Source organism: Micromonospora sp. Llam0 (assembly GCF_003751085.1).
GTDB lineage: Bacteria > Actinomycetota > Actinomycetes > Mycobacteriales > Micromonosporaceae > Micromonospora_E.
In genome coordinates, this window is sequence record NZ_RJJY01000001.1 from 4,154,500 (window position 1) to 4,171,104 (window position 16,605).

At 71.9% G+C, this 16,605-nt stretch carries 11 protein-coding genes; 2 read left to right on the top strand and 9 right to left on the bottom strand.

All coding sequences use genetic code 11. The features are described from left to right. Positions 1-89: 89 nt before the first annotated feature. From rpmA to EDC02_RS18200, 5 genes are all read right to left on the bottom strand, one after another. On the bottom strand, positions 90-347 hold the full coding sequence (gene rpmA / locus EDC02_RS18180; protein WP_123602997.1) for a 50S ribosomal protein L27: 258 nt from the start codon (positions 345-347) through the stop codon (positions 90-92). Positions 348-356: 9 nt separating this feature from the next. After that, positions 357-671 carry a 50S ribosomal protein L21 gene (gene rplU, locus EDC02_RS18185; protein WP_123602998.1) on the bottom strand — a complete coding sequence of 105 codons (315 nt, stop codon included), beginning with the start codon at positions 669-671 and terminating at the stop codon, positions 357-359. A 192-nt stretch (positions 672-863) separates the two neighbouring features. Continuing rightward, positions 864-4,100: an Rne/Rng family ribonuclease gene (locus EDC02_RS18190; RefSeq protein ID WP_123602999.1), complete on the bottom strand. Its 3,237-nt coding sequence runs from the start codon at positions 4,098-4,100 to the stop codon at positions 864-866. A gap of 143 nt (positions 4,101-4,243) precedes the next feature. After that, a complete protein-coding gene (locus tag EDC02_RS18195) occupies positions 4,244-4,999 on the bottom strand; it encodes a TIGR03936 family radical SAM-associated protein (RefSeq protein WP_233606411.1) in 756 nt (251 codons plus the stop codon). Between the two features lie 146 nt (positions 5,000-5,145). Continuing rightward, positions 5,146-7,143, bottom strand: a complete 1,998-nt coding sequence (locus EDC02_RS18200; RefSeq protein ID WP_123603001.1) for a TIGR03960 family B12-binding radical SAM protein — start codon at positions 7,141-7,143, stop codon at positions 5,146-5,148. A 118-nt stretch (positions 7,144-7,261) separates the two neighbouring features. On the opposite strand from EDC02_RS18200, the gene EDC02_RS18205 reads away from it, so the two are divergent. Further along, the gene (locus EDC02_RS18205; protein ID WP_123603002.1) at positions 7,262-8,359 is read left to right on the top strand and encodes a hypothetical protein; all 1,098 of its coding nucleotides are present in this window, start codon (positions 7,262-7,264) and stop codon (positions 8,357-8,359) included. Positions 8,360-8,371: 12 nt separating this feature from the next. On the opposite strand, the gene EDC02_RS18210 is transcribed toward EDC02_RS18205, so the two are convergent. From EDC02_RS18210 to ndk, 4 genes are all read right to left on the bottom strand, one after another. Beyond that, positions 8,372-9,097 (bottom strand): 1-acyl-sn-glycerol-3-phosphate acyltransferase, encoded by a 726-nt coding sequence (locus tag EDC02_RS18210; RefSeq protein ID WP_123603003.1) that lies wholly within the window; start codon positions 9,095-9,097, stop codon positions 8,372-8,374. A 74-nt stretch (positions 9,098-9,171) separates the two neighbouring features. Beyond that, positions 9,172-12,330 carry an isoleucine--tRNA ligase gene (ileS, locus tag EDC02_RS18215; RefSeq protein WP_123603004.1) on the bottom strand — a complete coding sequence of 1,053 codons (3,159 nt, stop codon included), beginning with the start codon at positions 12,328-12,330 and terminating at the stop codon, positions 9,172-9,174. A 328-nt stretch (positions 12,331-12,658) separates the two neighbouring features. Beyond that, complete coding sequence (locus tag EDC02_RS18225; RefSeq protein WP_123603006.1) at positions 12,659-14,296, bottom strand: alkaline phosphatase; 1,638 nt, start codon at positions 14,294-14,296, stop codon at positions 12,659-12,661. Between the two features lie 120 nt (positions 14,297-14,416). Further along, positions 14,417-14,842: a nucleoside-diphosphate kinase gene (ndk, locus tag EDC02_RS18230; RefSeq protein ID WP_123603007.1), complete on the bottom strand. Its 426-nt coding sequence runs from the start codon at positions 14,840-14,842 to the stop codon at positions 14,417-14,419. 212 nt (positions 14,843-15,054) lie between these two features. Between ndk and EDC02_RS18235 the strand changes: the two genes are divergently transcribed. Beyond that, positions 15,055-16,605, top strand: a complete 1,551-nt coding sequence (locus EDC02_RS18235) for a VOC family protein (RefSeq protein WP_123603008.1) — start codon at positions 15,055-15,057, stop codon at positions 16,603-16,605.

Below are 16,605 nucleotides of genomic sequence, written 5' to 3' on the forward strand. Positions count from 1 at the left end.
CTGGTCCGCAGCCCGCTCGTCAGGTTGCTCGACAAGCGTCAGCCAGCAACGCCAGGGCGCCTGCCTGCGGCGGCGCTGTACGGCAGATGCTACTGCGTCGCCGGAACGATGTTGACCGTCTTGCGGCCGCGCTTGGTGCCGAACTGCACCGAGCCGTCGGCCAGCGCGAACAGCGTGTCGTCGCCGCCCCGGCCGACCAGGTCACCCGGGTGGAACTTGGTGCCGCGCTGACGGATAAGGATCTCGCCGGCGCTGACGACCTGACCACCGAACCGCTTCACGCCGAGACGCTTGGCCTGGGAGTCACGGCCGTTCCGCGAGCTGGACGCACCCTTTTTGTGAGCCATGGCTGGTGCCTACTTCCCGTTCGAGATGCCGGTCACCTTGACCTGGGTCAGCGGCTGACGGTGACCCTGGCGCTTGTGGTAGCCGGTCTTGTTCTTGAACTTGTGGATCCGGATCTTCGGACCCTTGGTCTGCGCGGCGATCTCGCCGGTCACAGCGACCTGGGCAAGCTTGGTCGCGTCGGTCACCAGGTCGTCGCCATCGACGAGGAGCACCGCGGGAAGCGTCACCGCGTCACCGGGGGCACCGGTGATCTTCTCGACCTCGATCACGTCGCCCTCGGCGACCTTGTACTGCTTGCCGCCGGTCTTGACGATCGCGTACATCGGACGCGGACTCCTGTCGTTTGTCGCTGGCGGATGGTGTTCGTGGCAGCTCGGCGGACCGTCGGCTACGCCGTGGGGAACGGACGCGGCGGTCACGGACTGAGCAGTCACGGGCACGCGGGAACCTGGCGCACCGGGTGCGCCACCGGCAAGGGTACGCCATGCCGGTGGCAACCCTCAAATCGACCCCGGTCAGGGACGGGTCCGGCGACGGGTGCCCCCGCTGCGGCGGACCCGTCGCCGACCGCCGGCGGCGTGGTCGGCCGCCGACGCGTCCCGGTCATCGTCGTCATCGGCGAGATCGGGATCGTCCGCCCCGGCCAGACGGACCGGTGCCGCGCCGTTGCCGGTCTCGACCACCGGATCCACCTCGTAGCGGGACAGGTCGTAGCCCATCGTCTCGTCCTCGTCCTCCGCGGCCGGATCGACCAGCGGTTGCGCTGCCGCGACGGGGACCCTGATCACGCCGGTGGTGGTCGGGGCAGGCTCAGGCTCAGCCTCGGCTTCGGCTTCGGCAACACCGGCGACCACCATCAGGTCGGCCGGCTCATCCGGCTGGTCCACCCCGATCACAGCCGTGACGTCGGGTGTGTCCGGGACGTCAGGCGCAGCGGTGACATCAGGCGCCGGGGAGGTGTCGTCCGCCGGTTGGTTGGCCTTGCGACCCCGGCGGCGGCTGCCGCCGGCCGTCGCACCACCCGTACCGCTGGTACCACCACCGCTGGCCGGAGCTGCGGCGACCGTCTTCGCCCGGTCCCCGGCCCCGGTACCGCCCGACGAGCGCGGCTTCTCCGGCACCGGCTCGGTGTGGATGATCAGCCCGCGACCCTTGCAGCAGTCACAGGTCTCGCTGAACGCCTCCAGCAGGCCGGCGCCGATCCGCTTACGGGTCATCTGCACCAGACCCAGCGACGTGATCTCGGTGACCTGGTGCTTGGTGCGGTCCCGGCCCAGGCACTCGGTCAGCCGGCGCAGCACCAGCTCCCGGTTCGACTCCAGCACCATGTCGATGAAGTCGATCACCACGATGCCACCGATGTCGCGCAGCCGCAGCTGGCGGACGATTTCCTCGGCGGCCTCCAGGTTGTTACGGGTGACCGTCTCCTCCAGGTTCCCGCCGGCGCCGGTGTACTTGCCGGTGTTCACGTCGATGACGGTCATCGCCTCGGTCCGGTCGATCACCAGGTGACCACCGGACGGCAGGAACACCTTGCGGTCCAGGCCCTTGAGGATCTGCTCGTCGATGCGCCGCTCGGCGAACACGTCCGCCACTGCGGCGTGCCGGCGCAGCCGGGCCAGCAGGTCCGGCGAGACGTGGGCGAGGTAGGACTCCACCATCTCGTACGCGGTGTCGCCCTGCACGACCAGTTCGCGGAAGTCTTCGTTGAACAGGTCCCGGACCACCCTGATGACCAGGTCCGGTTCCTCGTAGAGCAGCGTCGGCGCGCCGCCGGAACCCACCTTGGCCTGGATGTCCTCCCACTGTGCCTGCAGTCGCTTGACGTCCCGGGACAGCTCGTCCTCGCTGGCGCCTTCAGCTGCGGTCCGCACGATGACGCCGGCGCCATCGGGCACCAACTTCTTGAGGATGTCCCGGAGCCGCTTGCGCTCGGTGTCCGGCAGTTTGCGGCTGATCCCGGATGCGTTGCCGTTCGGCACGTACACCAGATGCCGGCCGGAGAGCGCGACGTGACTGGTGAGCCGAGCGCCCTTGTGCCCGATCGGGTCCTTGGTGACCTGCACCAGCACCGAGTCGCCGGAACGCAGCGCCTGTTCGATGGACCGGGACCGACCTTCCAGGCCGGTGGCGTCCCAGTTGACCTCACCGGCGTACAGCACCGCGTTGCGGCCACGCCCCACGTCGACGAAGGCGGCCTCCATGCTCGGCAGCACGTTCTGCACCTTGCCGAGGTAGACGTTGCCGGCCATGGTGCCCGACGACGCCCGGGTGACGTAGTGCTCGACCAGGACACCGTCCTCCAGCACGGCGATCTGCGTCCGGTCACCGCGCTGGCGCACCACCATGTCCCGGTCGACGGCCTCCCGCCGGGCCAGGAACTCCGACTCGCTGAGGATCGGCGGACGGGTCCGCCGCTGCTCCCGGCCGTCCCGACGGCGCTGCCGCTTCGCTTCCAACCGGGTCGACCCGGTGACGCCCTGCACCTCGTCGACGGTCTTGCGTGGTTCACGGATCTTGACAACGGTCGGCACGCCGTCCTCGGCACCCGACTCGGCGTCGCCGGAGCCACGGCGGCGCCGCCGCCGACGGCGACGGGTCGTGGAATCGCCATCGCCATCGCCATCAGCGTCGGCGTCGGCGGCCGACCCACCGGCAGTGGACGCTTCGGTCTCGTCGCCGGTGTCGGCGTCGTCCTCCTCCGCGCCGCCCTTGCCCCGGCCCCGGCCCCGGCGGCCACGGCGTCGACGGCGCCGGCCGGCCGGCGTGTCGTCATCGTCATCGTCGTCGTCGGTGTCGGTGGTCGCCGCAGCGGGCTGCTCCTGCGGCGCATCGGCGGCCTCGGTGACGGCCTCGGCCGTCGGCTCGCTGTCGGCGCTACGCCGGCCCCGCCGGCGGCGCCGTACCGGCTCGTCCTCGCCGGCCGCCTCGGCACCGTCGACGGCCCGGACAGCGGCCTCCGCTGCGGCCGGCTGGCCCTCGTCGGTGGCGACCGGCGGGCTCTGCGGATCGGGCGCCATGAACAGTACGACCGGTGGGCCGGCGGCCGCTCTGCGGCGTCGGGACGGCGGCGCGGTGTCAGGTGCCGCAGCGGCGTCGTCGGTCGCCGGGCCGGGCTGGTCCACGGCGGCACCCGGTTCCGCGTCGGAGCCGGCGGTGGCCGAGCCAGACTTCGCCGCCGAGCGAGACTTCGCCGACCGTCCGGTTGCCCGGGTCGGCGCCGGCTCGGCGGCCAGCGGCTCGGCGGCCAGCGGCTCGGCGGCCGCGGGTGGCTCGGCGGCCGGCGTCGCGGGACCGGCCGGCGACGATGTGGCCAGTTGGGCAGCGGCTGCTCCCGGGGCGGGTTCGCTCTCCTCGACCGGCACCTCGACTGCCGGCTCGGCCGCCTTCTTCCGCCGGGTCCGAGTGATCTTCTTGACGGCCGGCTCGGCCGGCTCCGCAGCGGAGTCGGCCGACGGGCCAGCGGCGTCGTTCGGGCCACCCGTGCCGGTGGCGTCCGCTGCCGTCGAACGGCGACGGCGGGTCCGCGACGGCGCAGCCGGTTCACCGGTGGCCGGTGCCGGTTCGGCCGAACCACCGGTCGCGGCCGCATCGCCGCCGGTGGCCTCCACCACCGGCTCGGCGGCCGACGCCGCGGCCTTGCTGGTCCGCCGCCGCGTCGTACGGGCGGTTGTGGATCGGGTCACATCAGCGGTAGCGCCGGCCGGTTCGGTACCGGTCCGGTCCCCGCCCTCGGGCTCATTTTCGAGCATTGGACGTTCTCCAGTTCTGGCCGCCCCGGGCGCGGGTGAGCGCTGCCACGCAGGGTTGCCGCAAAAAGTGATCCGGCGGACGCGCCGCTGAGCTTCCGGCCCGGTGGGGCGAAAGACCCGGAGGCAGACCGCCGAAGTCTGGCTTACTGAGCGCCGGCCGGAACACGGCTGGCGTTCACCGATGGCTGCCCAGCTCGATCCGCCTCCAACGGATCGACGATCTCCCCCTGCGCGGTCAGTGTTCCCTGCGCTAGCCGGGTCACTCGGGGCGGCACCGGCGGCTCCAGGTCGGCCATGACGCGCAGGCCGGAGAGGACGTCATCGGGTCGTACCGACGGGGTGACCTGCCGGACGACTAGGTCGAGTATCGCACACGGCACCGAGCTGACCTCGGAAGGTAGGCCGCTGCCCGGACCGGCACCCGGTCCGTTGGTGTTGTCGGACCGGTCGGCGACCACGATCCGCACCACCGCGGCACGGGCGTCGAAGGTCCGCCGACCCTGCTTGGTCAACCGCTCCACCAGCACCTCCTCGGCGGCGGCGAAGGTCGCCACCGCCCGGCCGGCCGACTCCGGATCGACCTCGGGCAGCTCGATCCGCCACCGAGACATGTCGATCCGGTCGGCCAGGCTGCCGCCGGCCGCCTCGACCGCCTCCAGTACGTCGAGACCGGGCGACAGCGCGGCGTCGAGCGCCACCCGCAGCCGGTCGGGGTCGACCTGCTGCTGCAGACCGATCTCCAGGTACTCGGCCTCGCTGGCGACACCCGTCGGAGCCGCGCTCGCGTAGGAGATCTTGGGGTGCGGGGTGAATCCCTGAGAGAAGGCGACCGGGACACCGCCCCGGCGCAGTGCCCGTTCGAACGCCCGGGCGAAGTCGCGGTGCGAGGTGAACCGCAGCGGGCCGCGCTTGGCGTACCGGATCCGGATCCGTTGCACGACCGGTGCCTGGCCGCCTGCCGGTTGTGGCTTCCTGCTGATCGTGATGCTCCTCGGAAGGGGTAGGGAACGTCGTCATCCTCACCCGGATGGGTGCGGCGCGCCAGTCAGCCCGCCGCCGGGGTCCGCAGGCCGGTGTTGACCGGTGTCAGCGGCAGCAGTTTCTGCCCGGTCGGACCGATCTGGATCTCAGTATCCATTGACGGACAGACACCGCAGTCGAAACAGGGCGTCCACCGGCAGTCATCCTGCTCGTACTCGCCCAACGCGTCCTGCCAGTCCTGCCAGAGCCAGTCCTTGTCCAGCCCCGAGTCCAGGTGGTCCCAGGGCAGCACCTCGGTGGCGTCCCGTTCGCGGACCGTGTACCAGTCCAGGTCGACCCCGTACGCCGGCAGTGTGTCGGCGGCCGCGTCGACCCACCGCTGGTACGAGAAGTGTTCGCTCCAGCCGTCGAACCGGCCGCCGGACTCCCAGACCCGGCGGATCACCGCGCCGACCCGCCGGTCACCGCGCGACAGCAGCCCTTCGATCAGCGACGGCTCACCGTCGTGGTAACGGTAGCCGATCGCCCGACCGAGCGACCGGTCCGCGTTGATCGCCTGCTTGAGCAGCCGCAACCGGTTGTCGATCACCTCCGGGCGCTGCATCGACGCCCACTGGAACGGGGTGTGCGGTTTGGGCACGAACCCGCCGATCGAGACGGTGCACCGGATGTCCTTGGAACCGGTCGCCGCCCGCCCCGCCTTGATCACCTCGTGCGCGAGCCGGGCGATCTGCAGCACGTCGTCGTCGGTCTCGGTGGGCAGCCCGCACATGAAGTAGAGCTTCACCTGACGCCAGCCGTTGGTGTACGCGGTCACCACGGTCCGGATCAGGTCCTCCTCCGAGACCATCTTGTTGATCACCCGTCGGATCCGCTCCGAACCGCCCTCTGGGGCGAAGGTCAGCCCGGTACGCCGACCGTTGCGGGACAGTTCCTGGGCCAGCTCGATGTTGAACGCGTCGACCCGGGTGGACGGCAGCGACAGCGACACGTTGGTGCCCGCGTACTGCTCGGCCAGACCGGAGCACATGTCGCCGATCTCCGAGTGGTCGGCCGAGGACAGCGACAACAGACCGACCTCGTGGAAGCCGGAGTACTCCAGTCCGTCGGCGACCATCTGCCCGACCGTGGTGATGGACCGCTCCCGCACCGGACGGGTGATCATGCCCGCCTGACAGAACCGGCAACCGCGCGTACAGCCGCGGAAGATCTCCACCGCGTAGCGTTCGTGGACCGTCTCGGCCAGCGGGACGATCGGCTTCTTCGGGTACGGCCAGGCGTCCAGGTCCATGGTGGTACGCTTGTGCACCCGGAACGGCACGTCCGCCCGGTTCGGCACCACCCGCTGGATCCGGCCGTCCGGCAGGTAGTCCACGTCGTAGAAGCGCGGCACGTAGATGCTCTCCGTGCGGGCCAGCCGCAGCAGCAGCTCGTCGCGCCCACCCGGCGACCCTTCGGCCTTCCACTGCCGGACGATGCCGGTGATCTCCAGGACGGCTTCCTCGCCGTCGCCGAGCACCGCCGCGTCGATGAAGTCGGCGATCGGCTCGGGGTTGAACACGGCGTGCCCACCGGCCAGCACCACCGGGTGTGAGTCGTCCCGGTCGGCGGCGGACAGCGGGATCCCGGCCAGGTCGATCGCGGTCAGCAGGTTCGTGTAGCCCAGCTCGGTGGCGAACGAGACACCGAAAACGTCGAAGTCGCCGACCGGCCGGTGCGCGTCGACGGTGAACTGCGGCACGCCGTGCGCCCGCATCAGCCGTTCCAGGTCCGGCCAGACCGCGTAGGTCCGTTCGGCCAGCACGTCGGGCTGCTCGTTGAGCACCTCGTACAGGATCTGCACGCCCTGATTCGGCAGGCCGACCTCGTAGGCGTCCGGGTACATCAGCGCCCAGCGCACCGTCGCGGCGTCCCAGTCCTTGGCCACCGCGCCGAGTTCGCCGCCGACATACTGGATCGGCTTGCTGACCTGGGGCAGCAGCGGCTCCAACCGGGACCAGACCGACCTGGCCGTCGGGCCACCCACGGTCGCCGTCGGGGCAGCGCCTGCCGGGACACCCATCAAACCTCCTCCAAACCGCACCGGACACCGGATCAACCACCCACAGTACGCGGGCGGGGCGGCCGGGCTGGCCGCACGGTACTAACCTCGAACGGGTCCGAGAGGAGATGCATCTGCGATGCGGCAGCCGCAACCGGATGAAGGTCCGACCACGGACCAGCCAGCCGGGGCGGGCGGGTCCGACCCGGCCACGTCACCAGCCCCGTGGCGGGGGTCGGCAGCGGTACCGCCACCGCGGCCGCGCCAGCGCTGGTGGCAGCGGGACGCCCCCCGGACGGATCAGCCACCACCCCGTGACCCCACCCTGCAGCTACCCCCCGACGGGTTCGCCGAGGACGATCCGGCGACCCGCACCCCGGTCGACCCGTGGGCCGCCGCCGACCCCTGGCCGGCCGGTCAACCGACCGACCCGCCCGACGGATGGCCCGGTGCCGACCCGTCGACACCGGAACCGGTGGCCTTCCCCCCGCCGGTGTCCCCACCCGCGCCCACCTCGCCCCCGGACCCGCCGCCACCGGTCGCCGGTCCGCACCCGCCGCCACCGGTCGCCGGTCCGCACCCGCCGAACCCGAGCCGGCTCCCGGTGACCCGACCGCCAGTCACCGGGCCGCCGACGCCGACCGGAAAGGCGGCCCGTCGGCAGCGCCGACAACAACGCCGGCGACGGCGCTGGCCCTGGAAGACGACGCTGTTCACCCTGCTCACCGTCGCCTGCTGCTGTGGCTGCCCGGCGTACTACGGCAAGCCGCTGTGGGACCAGTACCCGGCAAATGCCGCGCTCCCCGGGCAGATCGCCGACCTGCGGCTCAGCGACGACGGATCCAGCCAGGAGACCGTCGCCCGGCTGGAAGGTGAGATGCGCACCGCCCATCTGCTGGCCGAGGACACCTTCGCCGGCGTGTACCGGGACGGCAACGGCAAGCTCGTGGTGCTGTACGGCATCACCGGCTTCCGGATGACGCCGGGCAGCGACCTGGACAGCGAGGTCGGCCGGATCAGCGACGCGTACCAGATGGATGCCGTCGATACGTTCGAGACCGGCGCCCGGGGCACCCACCTGAGCTGCGGGACCGGCGTCTCCGACGGCGACGATGTGGTGGTCTGCGCCTGGGCCGACCACGGCAGCCTCGGCACGGCGCTGTTCACCCGCCGGTCGGTCGAGGAGAGCGCGACGTTGACCGGGCAGCTGCGCTCCCAGGTGATCAGCCGGAAGTGACCCGGGGGCGGCTCAGCCGGCGGCGTCGCCGTTGCCGTTGCCCGGCTGGCCGTCGCCGGTCCTGGCCCCACCAGCGGTACGCGGTGGGGCGTACCGGGGCACGTACTCCTGGCCGGTGAGCTGCTGGATCTCGCTCATCACCTCGTCGGTGATCCGGCGCATCTCGGAGCGGTCGTCGCCACGTCCGGTGAAGTCGAGCGGCTTGCCGAACCGGACCGTGACCGTGCCCCGGCTCAGCTTCGGCCAGAGCGACCCGATCGGCTGGATCTGCGCGGTGCCGACGAACCCGACCGGGACGACCGGCACCCCGGCGGCCAGCGCCAGCCGCGCCACCCCGGTGCGGCCCCGGTAGAGCCGCCCGTCCGGCGAGCGGGTGCCCTCCGGGAAGACGGCCACCTGCCGACCGGACCGCAGCAGCGGGATCGCGCCGTCGAAGGCGCTCAACGCCGCCCGCCCGCCGCCGCGTTCCACCCGGATCGCGCCGAGCCCGGTCACCAGGCCCTTGGTCAGCAGGCCACGGACCCCGGTGCCGTCGAAGTACTCGGCCTTGGCCCAGAACGCCACGTGCCGGGGCAGCACCGCGCCGAGGAAGTACTCGTCGGCGACGGACAGGTGGTTCGCGGCCAGGATCACCCCGCCGGTGGTGGGGATGTTCTCCCGCCCTTCCACCTTGGGTCGCCAGCCCAGCAGCAACGCTGGTCCGACAGTGACTTTGCCGATCGAGTACAGCGGCGGCACGGATCCTCCGGCGTCGGGACAGGCATGGGTGGGTCGGACAGACACGGTAGCGGACGGGATCCCGCCCGGACCGGTCAGACCCGCTGCACCCGTACCGACACCGGCTCACCGTCGCCCACCTCACCGGCGAATCCACCCGCCGGACCGGGGGCGGACGGACCGGACGGGTCGAACGTCACCTCGTCGGCGAGCACCTCACCGGCGACGAAGTCCTGGTACGCCCGTACCGCCGCCACCACGTCGGCCCCGGCGACCACCGTGACCCGGACCCGGTCGGTGATCCGCAGGTCGGCCTCCCGCCGGGCCTGCTGGATCACCCGGACCAGGTCCCGGGCCAGCCCTTCGGCGGCCAGCTCCGGCGTGACGGTGGTGTCCAGCACCACCACTCCCTGCCCGCCCGGCAACGGTGCGGAATGCTCCGGGTCGGCGGCGACCAGCTTCAACTCGTACTCCCCGTCGGCCAGCCGGACCCCGGCGGCGACCGGCGCGCCGTCGTCGCCCAGCGCCCAGTCGCCGGACTTCACCGCCCGGATCACCGCCTGCACCTGGCCGCCGACCCGGGGGCCGAGCACCCGGGGCACCACGGTCAGCACCTGCTGGCAGTGGTCGGCGACCGCGTCGGTGAACTCCACCGACTTGACGTTGACCTCGTCGGCGACCAGGTCGGCGAACGGTGCCAACCGAGGCGCGGCGGCGCTGGCCACGGTCAGCGCCGGCAGCGGCAGTCGGACCCGCAGATTGCGGGCCTTGCGCAGCGACAGCCCGGCCGAGCAGACCTCGCGGACCGCGTCCATCGACGCGACCAGGTCGTGGTCGGCGGGGAACTCGCCGGCGGCCGGCCAGTCGGTCAGGTGCACCGACCGGTCACCGGTCAACCCGCGCCAGATCTCCTCGCTGGTCAACGGCGCCAACGGCGCCACCACCCGGGTGAGCGTCTCCAGCACCGTGTACAGCGTGTCGAACGCGTCGGTGTCACCGGACCAGAACCGGTCCCGGGACCGGCGGACGTACCAGTTGGTCAACGCGTCGAGGTAGGTACGCACGCTGGCGCAGGCACCGGAGATGTCGTAGCCGTCCATCTGCCGGGTGGCCTCGTCGACCAGTTCCCCGGTCTTGGCCAGCACGTACCGGTCGAGCAGGTGGGTGCTGTCGGTACGCCGGGTCGCGGTGTAGCCCTCCGCGTTGGCGTACAACGCGAAGAAGTACCAGACGTTCCACAGCGGCAGCAGCACCTGCCGGACGGCGTCGCGGACGCCGCTCTCCACCACCGCCATGTCGCCGCCGCGCAGCACCGGCGAGGCCATCAGCATCCAGCGCATCGCGTCCGAGCCGTAGGTGTCGAACACCTCGTACACGTCCGGGTAGTTGCGCAGGCTCTTGCTCATCTTGCGCCCGTCGGCGCCGAGCAGGATGCCGTGGCTGACGCAGTTACGGAACGCCGGCCGGTCGAACAGCGCGGTGGCCAGCACGTGCATGGTGTAGAACCAGCCACGGGTCTGCCCGATGTACTCGACGATGAAGTCGCCCGGGTAGTGGTGCTCGAACCACTCCCGGTTCTCGAACGGGTAGTGCACCTGGGCGAACGGCATCGACCCGGACTCGAACCAGCAGTCCAGCACCTCCGGCACCCGGCGCATCGTGGACCGGCCGGTCGGGTCGTCCGGGTTGGGCCGGGTCAGCTCGTCGATGCCGGGCCGGTGCAGGTCGGCCGGGCGTACGCCGAAGTCACGTTCCAGCTCGTCGAGCGAGCCGTACACGTCGACCCGGGGGTAGGCCGGGTCGTCCGAGCGCCAGACCGGGATCGGCGAGCCCCAGAACCGGTTCCGGCTGATCGACCAGTCCCGGGCTCCGGCCAGCCACTTGCCGAACGAGCCGTCCTTGACGTGCGCCGGCGTCCAGGAGATCTGCTGGTTCAGCTCCACCATCCGGTCCCGGAAGGTGGACACGGCGACGAACCACGACGACACCGCCTTGTAGACCAGCGGCGTGTCACAGCGCCAGCAGTGCGGGTACGAGTGGGTGTAGGTGTCGTGGCGCAGCAGCAGACCCCGGTCACGCAGCTCACGGATGATCGGCTTGTTGGTGTCGAAGACCTGCTCCCCCGCGTACGGCGGGACCAGGGCGGTGAACCTGGTGTGGTCGTCGACGGTGACGATCGTCGGGATGCCGGCGGCGTTGCAGGTGTTCTGGTCGTCCTCACCGAACGCCGGGGCCATGTGCACCACCCCGGTGCCGTCCTCGGTGGTGACGAAGTCGGCGCCGAGGACCTGGTAGGCGTTCGGGCCGGCCCGGTCGACCAGGTAGTCGAACAGCGGGGTGTAGCGGCGTCCGACCAGGTCGGCGCCGCGCACCGTGCCGACCCGTTCGAACCCGTCCAGTTCCTTGGCGTACGCCTCGAGGCGGGCCGCCCCGAGCAGGTACCGCTGCCCGTCGCGCCGCAGCACCGCGTACTCGATGTCCGGGCCGACGGCGAGGGCCAGGTTCGACGGCAGCGTCCACGGTGTGGTGGTCCACACCCCGATCCGTTCCGTCTCACCGCCGGGCTGCGCCGGCGCCAGCTCGAACCAGACGGTGACGGTCGGGTCCTGCCGGTCCCGGTAGACGTCGTCCATCCGGGTCTCGGTGTTGCTCAGCGGCGTCTCGCAGCGCCAGCAGTAGGCCAGCACCCGGAAGCCCTCGTAGACCAGCCCCTTGTCGTACAGGGCCTTGAAGGCCCACATGACGCTCTCCATGTAGTCCAGGTCGAGCGTCTTGTAGTCGTTGACGAAGTCGACCCAGCGGGCCTGCCGGGTGACGTAGCGCTCCCAGTCCTGCGTGTAGGTCAGCACCGAGCTGCGGCAGACGTCGTTGAAGCGCTCCATGCCCAACTCGACGATCTCCGCCTTGGTGGAGATGCCGAGCTGGCGTTCGGCTTCGACCTCGGCGGGCAGCCCGTGGCAGTCCCAGCCGAAGCGGCGCTCGACCCGCCGGCCGCGCATCGTCTGGTAGCGCGGCACCACGTCCTTGACGTAGCCGGTGAAGAGGTGGCCGTAGTGCGGCAGGCCGTTGGCGAACGGCGGGCCGTCGTAGAAGACGTACTCGTTGGCGCCGTCCGGGCCCGGGTCGCGCTGGTCGACGCTGGCTTCGAAGGTCTTGTCCGCCGTCCAGTAGTCCAGGACGCGGCGCTCCACCTCGGGCAGGTCCGGACTGGCCGGCACGCCGGTGGCGGCGGGGTCGGTCATCGGGTACGCCATGGTGGTGGCCTCTCCTCGCGCAGCTCACTGTCTCGTGGTCTGCGAGGACGAACCCGCCGGGCGGTCGCCGGCTGCTGCCGGACGCCGCCACGGTGGGCCGCGGTACCACCTCGCTTGGCGGTCGCCGAGGTGCGCGACCGCCCGCTCATCGGCCGGCTGTGACGGGCCGGACCCGTCCGGTTCTACTGGGGCCGCCGCTGCCGGGCAGTGGTGGCCGGTTCTTCCGGAGGCTCACCGGTGATGGCCGGGTCGTCGCCTTTGGGTTGTCTTCGGTTCCGAGCGTATCCCACCCGTCGAGCCGGTTTCCGTCCGCCCGCCACTTCCGGTTTCAGCGGGTGCGCGGGGCCGGCAGGGTGGTCGACCAGAGCGAACGGCCGTCCCGGTCGCGCAGGTGCACGGTGAACGCCCGGGACCCGCCGTCGACGAACACCTCGCCGTAGTGCTGGAAACCTTCGGCCGGTGAGGTGTTGGCCCGCGGCGGGGCGTTGACGAACACCGCCTCCGGGCCGAACGTACCGTCGAGGGTGTTCGGGCCGAACGCCCCGGCGTGCGCCGGGCCGGAGACGAACTCCCAGAACGGGGTGAAGTCGGCCACCGCGGCCCGCGCCGGATCGTAGTGATGGGCGGCGGTGTAGTGCACGTCGGCGGTGAGGAAGACGATGCCGGTGACGCCGGCCCGGTGCGCCGCGCCGAGGATCTCGGCGAACTCCAGCTCCCGCCCGGCCGGCGCGCCGCCGTCGCCCTGGGCGACGCCTTCCTGGGCGCCGCCACCGTCCGGCACGATCAGCCCGAGCGGCAGGTCGTTGGCGATCACCTTCCAGGTGGCCGTCGACCGGGTGAGCTCGCGGATCAGCCACTGCCGTTGCTGGGTGCCGAGCAGGCCACGATGCGGGTCCGCGTAGGTGTTGCCGTCGTTGGCGTCCTTGTAGGTGCGCATGTCGAGGACGAACACGTCCAGCAGCGGCCCGTAGCGGACCACCCGGTACAGCGGTCCGTCGTCCGGGGTCGGCAGCCACTCGTGGAACGCCTGCCGGGACCGGGCGGCCAGCACGTCGACCCGGGTCTCGGTGTAACGCGGGTCGGTGAGGATCTCGCCCGGATACCAGTTGTTGGTCACCTCGTGGTCGTCCCACTGGTTGAGCTGCGGCACCTCGGCGGCGAACGCCCGCAGATGCGCGTCGAGCAGGTTGTAGGCGAACTGGCCGCGGAACTCGGTCAGCGTCTCGGCGACCTTGGTCTTCTCCGGGGTCACCAGGTTGCGCCACACCCGCCCGTCCGGCAGGGTCACCGTCTCGGTGAGCGGGTTGTCGGCGTACACGGTGTCGCCGCTGCACAGGAAGAAGTCCGGCCGGCCACGCCGCATCGCGTCGAAGATCCGCATGCCGCCGAAGTCCTCGCTGATCCCCCAGCCCTGGCCGGCGATGTCCCCGGTCCAGACGAACCGCACGTCGTCGACCCGCCCGCCGGTACCGCCGCCCGGCCGGCCCTGGTGGGGTCCGTGGTGGCCGCCGGCGCGGGGCGCGGTGCGCAGCGAACCGGTCAGCGGTTCGCTGATCAGGCCGGGACGGTGCAGGCTCTCCACCCGTACCCGGTAGTGCAGCCGCTCGCCGGCGGGCAGGCCACGCAGCCGTACCTTTCCGGTGTAGTCGCTGCGGCCGTCGAGCACCGGGCCGCGTACCCGCCGGGCATCACGCAGGTCTGGCCGGCGGCCGACCTCGACGATCAGCCGGCCGACCCGGTCCGCACGGGTCCAGACGACGGCCTCGCCGGGGCCGGCCACGCCGCTCTGCACGCCGTGGGTGAGCACCGGCCGGCCGGTGGGGTGCCAGGCCGGCGCCGCAGGCCGGCCCGACGCAGCGGGCTCGCTGGCGGCCGCGCCGGCTCCGCCGAGCAGCGCGCCGCCGGCGATCCCGGCGCCGCCGGCCAGTCCGGCCCGCAGCAGGGTACGGCGGTCGAATGGGTTCATCGAAATCCTCCTGGGAAGTACGGCGTTCCCAAGAGGTCTATCGATGGAATGTGGCGAGATCCCCCGGATCAGGTGACCAGCACCCGAACCGGCCGATAACCCGCGGCTGACCGGCCGGGGTCAGCCCAGGTCCGGGAACCAGAGCTTGATCTCGCGGGCCGCGCTCTCCGGGGAGTCCGAGGCGTGCACCAGGTTCTCCCGGTTGGACAGCGCCAGGTCGCCGCGGATGGTGCCGGCCGCCGCCTTGCGCCCGTCGGTGGTGCCGATCAGCCCACGGACCACCTCGATGGCCTGGTCACCGGCGAGCACCAGGGCGACCAGCGGCCCGCCGGTCATGAAATCCTTCAGCGGCGGGTAGAACGGCTTGTCCACATGGTCGGCGTAGTGCGCGCCGGCCAACTCCTCGTCCATCCGGCGCGACTGCAGGGTGACCAGGTGCAGTCCCTTACGCTCGAACCGGCCGAGGATCTCGCCGACCAAGCCGCGCCGGACCGCGTCCGGCTTGATCAACACGAGGGTACGTTCGACATCGGTGGGGCTGGACACGCTGGCTCCTTATCGACGGACCGGCACCGCTCCCCTGCGGAGCGATCCGGTACGGACTGGCGCTGCCAGCCTAGTGGGTCCACGCCGCCCCGCGCGTCATGATGGAGGGCCAGGGGACGGACGAGGACCGGCGGCTACCGACGCCACCGGTCGTGGCTCTTCCATCCTCGCCGGGCCCGGCCTAGCCTGGCCTTGACGCAGGGAGGTCTACTGTGGCGAACGGCCATCGATCGGTTTCCACCGCCCGCAAGCTCATCGCGACGGTGCTGGGCACTTTCGCCACGTTCATCATCCTCTTCGGCGCCGGCATGACCAGCTGGGCGATCGCCGCGCTGGGCGTGGCGCTGCTGGTGCTCGCGGTCAGCCTGGTGCTGATCACCGCGTTCCCCGGCACCGAGCGCGCCTGGGTGGCCGGCATCGCCCACGTCCGCAGCGTCTCCGAGCCACCGGCCTCCTCCACCTACGGCCGCTGCGAACTGCAGATTCTGGTGGACGCGCCGGGCGTACCGCCCCGGTCGGTCAAGGTCCGCGACCCCCGGGTGCCGGTGGCGAAGTGGCCCGACCCCGGCGCCACGCTGCCGATCATGGTCGCCATCGACGACCAACGCCACGTACGGATCATCTGGGACGACGTGCTCACCCACGCCGAAGCCGCCGCGGAGCGGGCCGACCTGCCGCCGGAGTTCGACGAGCCCGACTTCAGCACCCTCGACGACCACCTGCTCGACGTGGACGAGGAGCCGCCGTGGGCGCGGCGACGCTCCGACGACCTGTTCCTCGACCCGGACACCGCCCAGACCGCCGACCTCGGCTCGGGTCTGCGCGACGACGATCCGGCCGAGCCCGCCGGTCCGGCCGACGATCCGCGTCAGCGCCGACGCGACCCGGCGGAAAATCCCCGCCCGGACTTCGCCACACCCGGGTTCGACCCCGACATCGAACAGTCCGAGCCGGAGGATCCGGGCAAGGCCGGCAACCCCGGCAAGGACCCCGGCAGGGTCGGCGACCCCGTCGTGGTGAGCCAGTCACCGGGTGGCCACAAGGTGGTGGACGGCACCGTCGTGGACCCGCAGCCGGTGCCGCTGCCGCGCCGCGCCCGGCCACAGCCGTACTCCCCACCCGCCGAGCCGGAGGCCGGCACGGTCACCGCCGGAGCGGAGCGGGGCCGGGCCGCCGCCGAGGCCCGCGCCGAGTCGCCGACCGCCACCGGGACGGCGCTGGCCGACCAGCCCGACCCGGACGCGGACGGCCCCGACGGCGGGTCGGTGACCGACCCGGACGGACCGCTCGCCGACCTGGCCGCCGCCGGCCCGGTGACCGGCCCCGATACCCTGGCCGGCGAACCTGCCGACGATCACGGGCCGATCCACGGCGTCGGGCTGACCCTGCTCGTCGCGGACCTCGACCGGTCGGTCGAGTTCTACCGCGACATGCTCGGCTTCTTCGAGATCGACGGCGGGGACGGCAACGCGGTGCTCGCCTCCGGGCAGACCCGCCTGGTGCTGCGGTCGGTGCCCGAGGTCGCTCCGGTCAACCGGCGGCTGATGCACCTCAACCTCGAAGTCGACGGCCTGCAACGGATGCACGACGAACTCAAGGCCAAGGGGGTGCGATTCACCTACGCGCCCCGGGCGGTCAACCGGGGTGCCCGGCTGGAGCTGTGGGCAGCCGCTTTCCGCGACCCGGACGGCCACGGCATCGCCATCATCGAATGGCGTGACCGTGACCAGCCGACGTCGTCCGACGCCGACGCGGCACAGTGA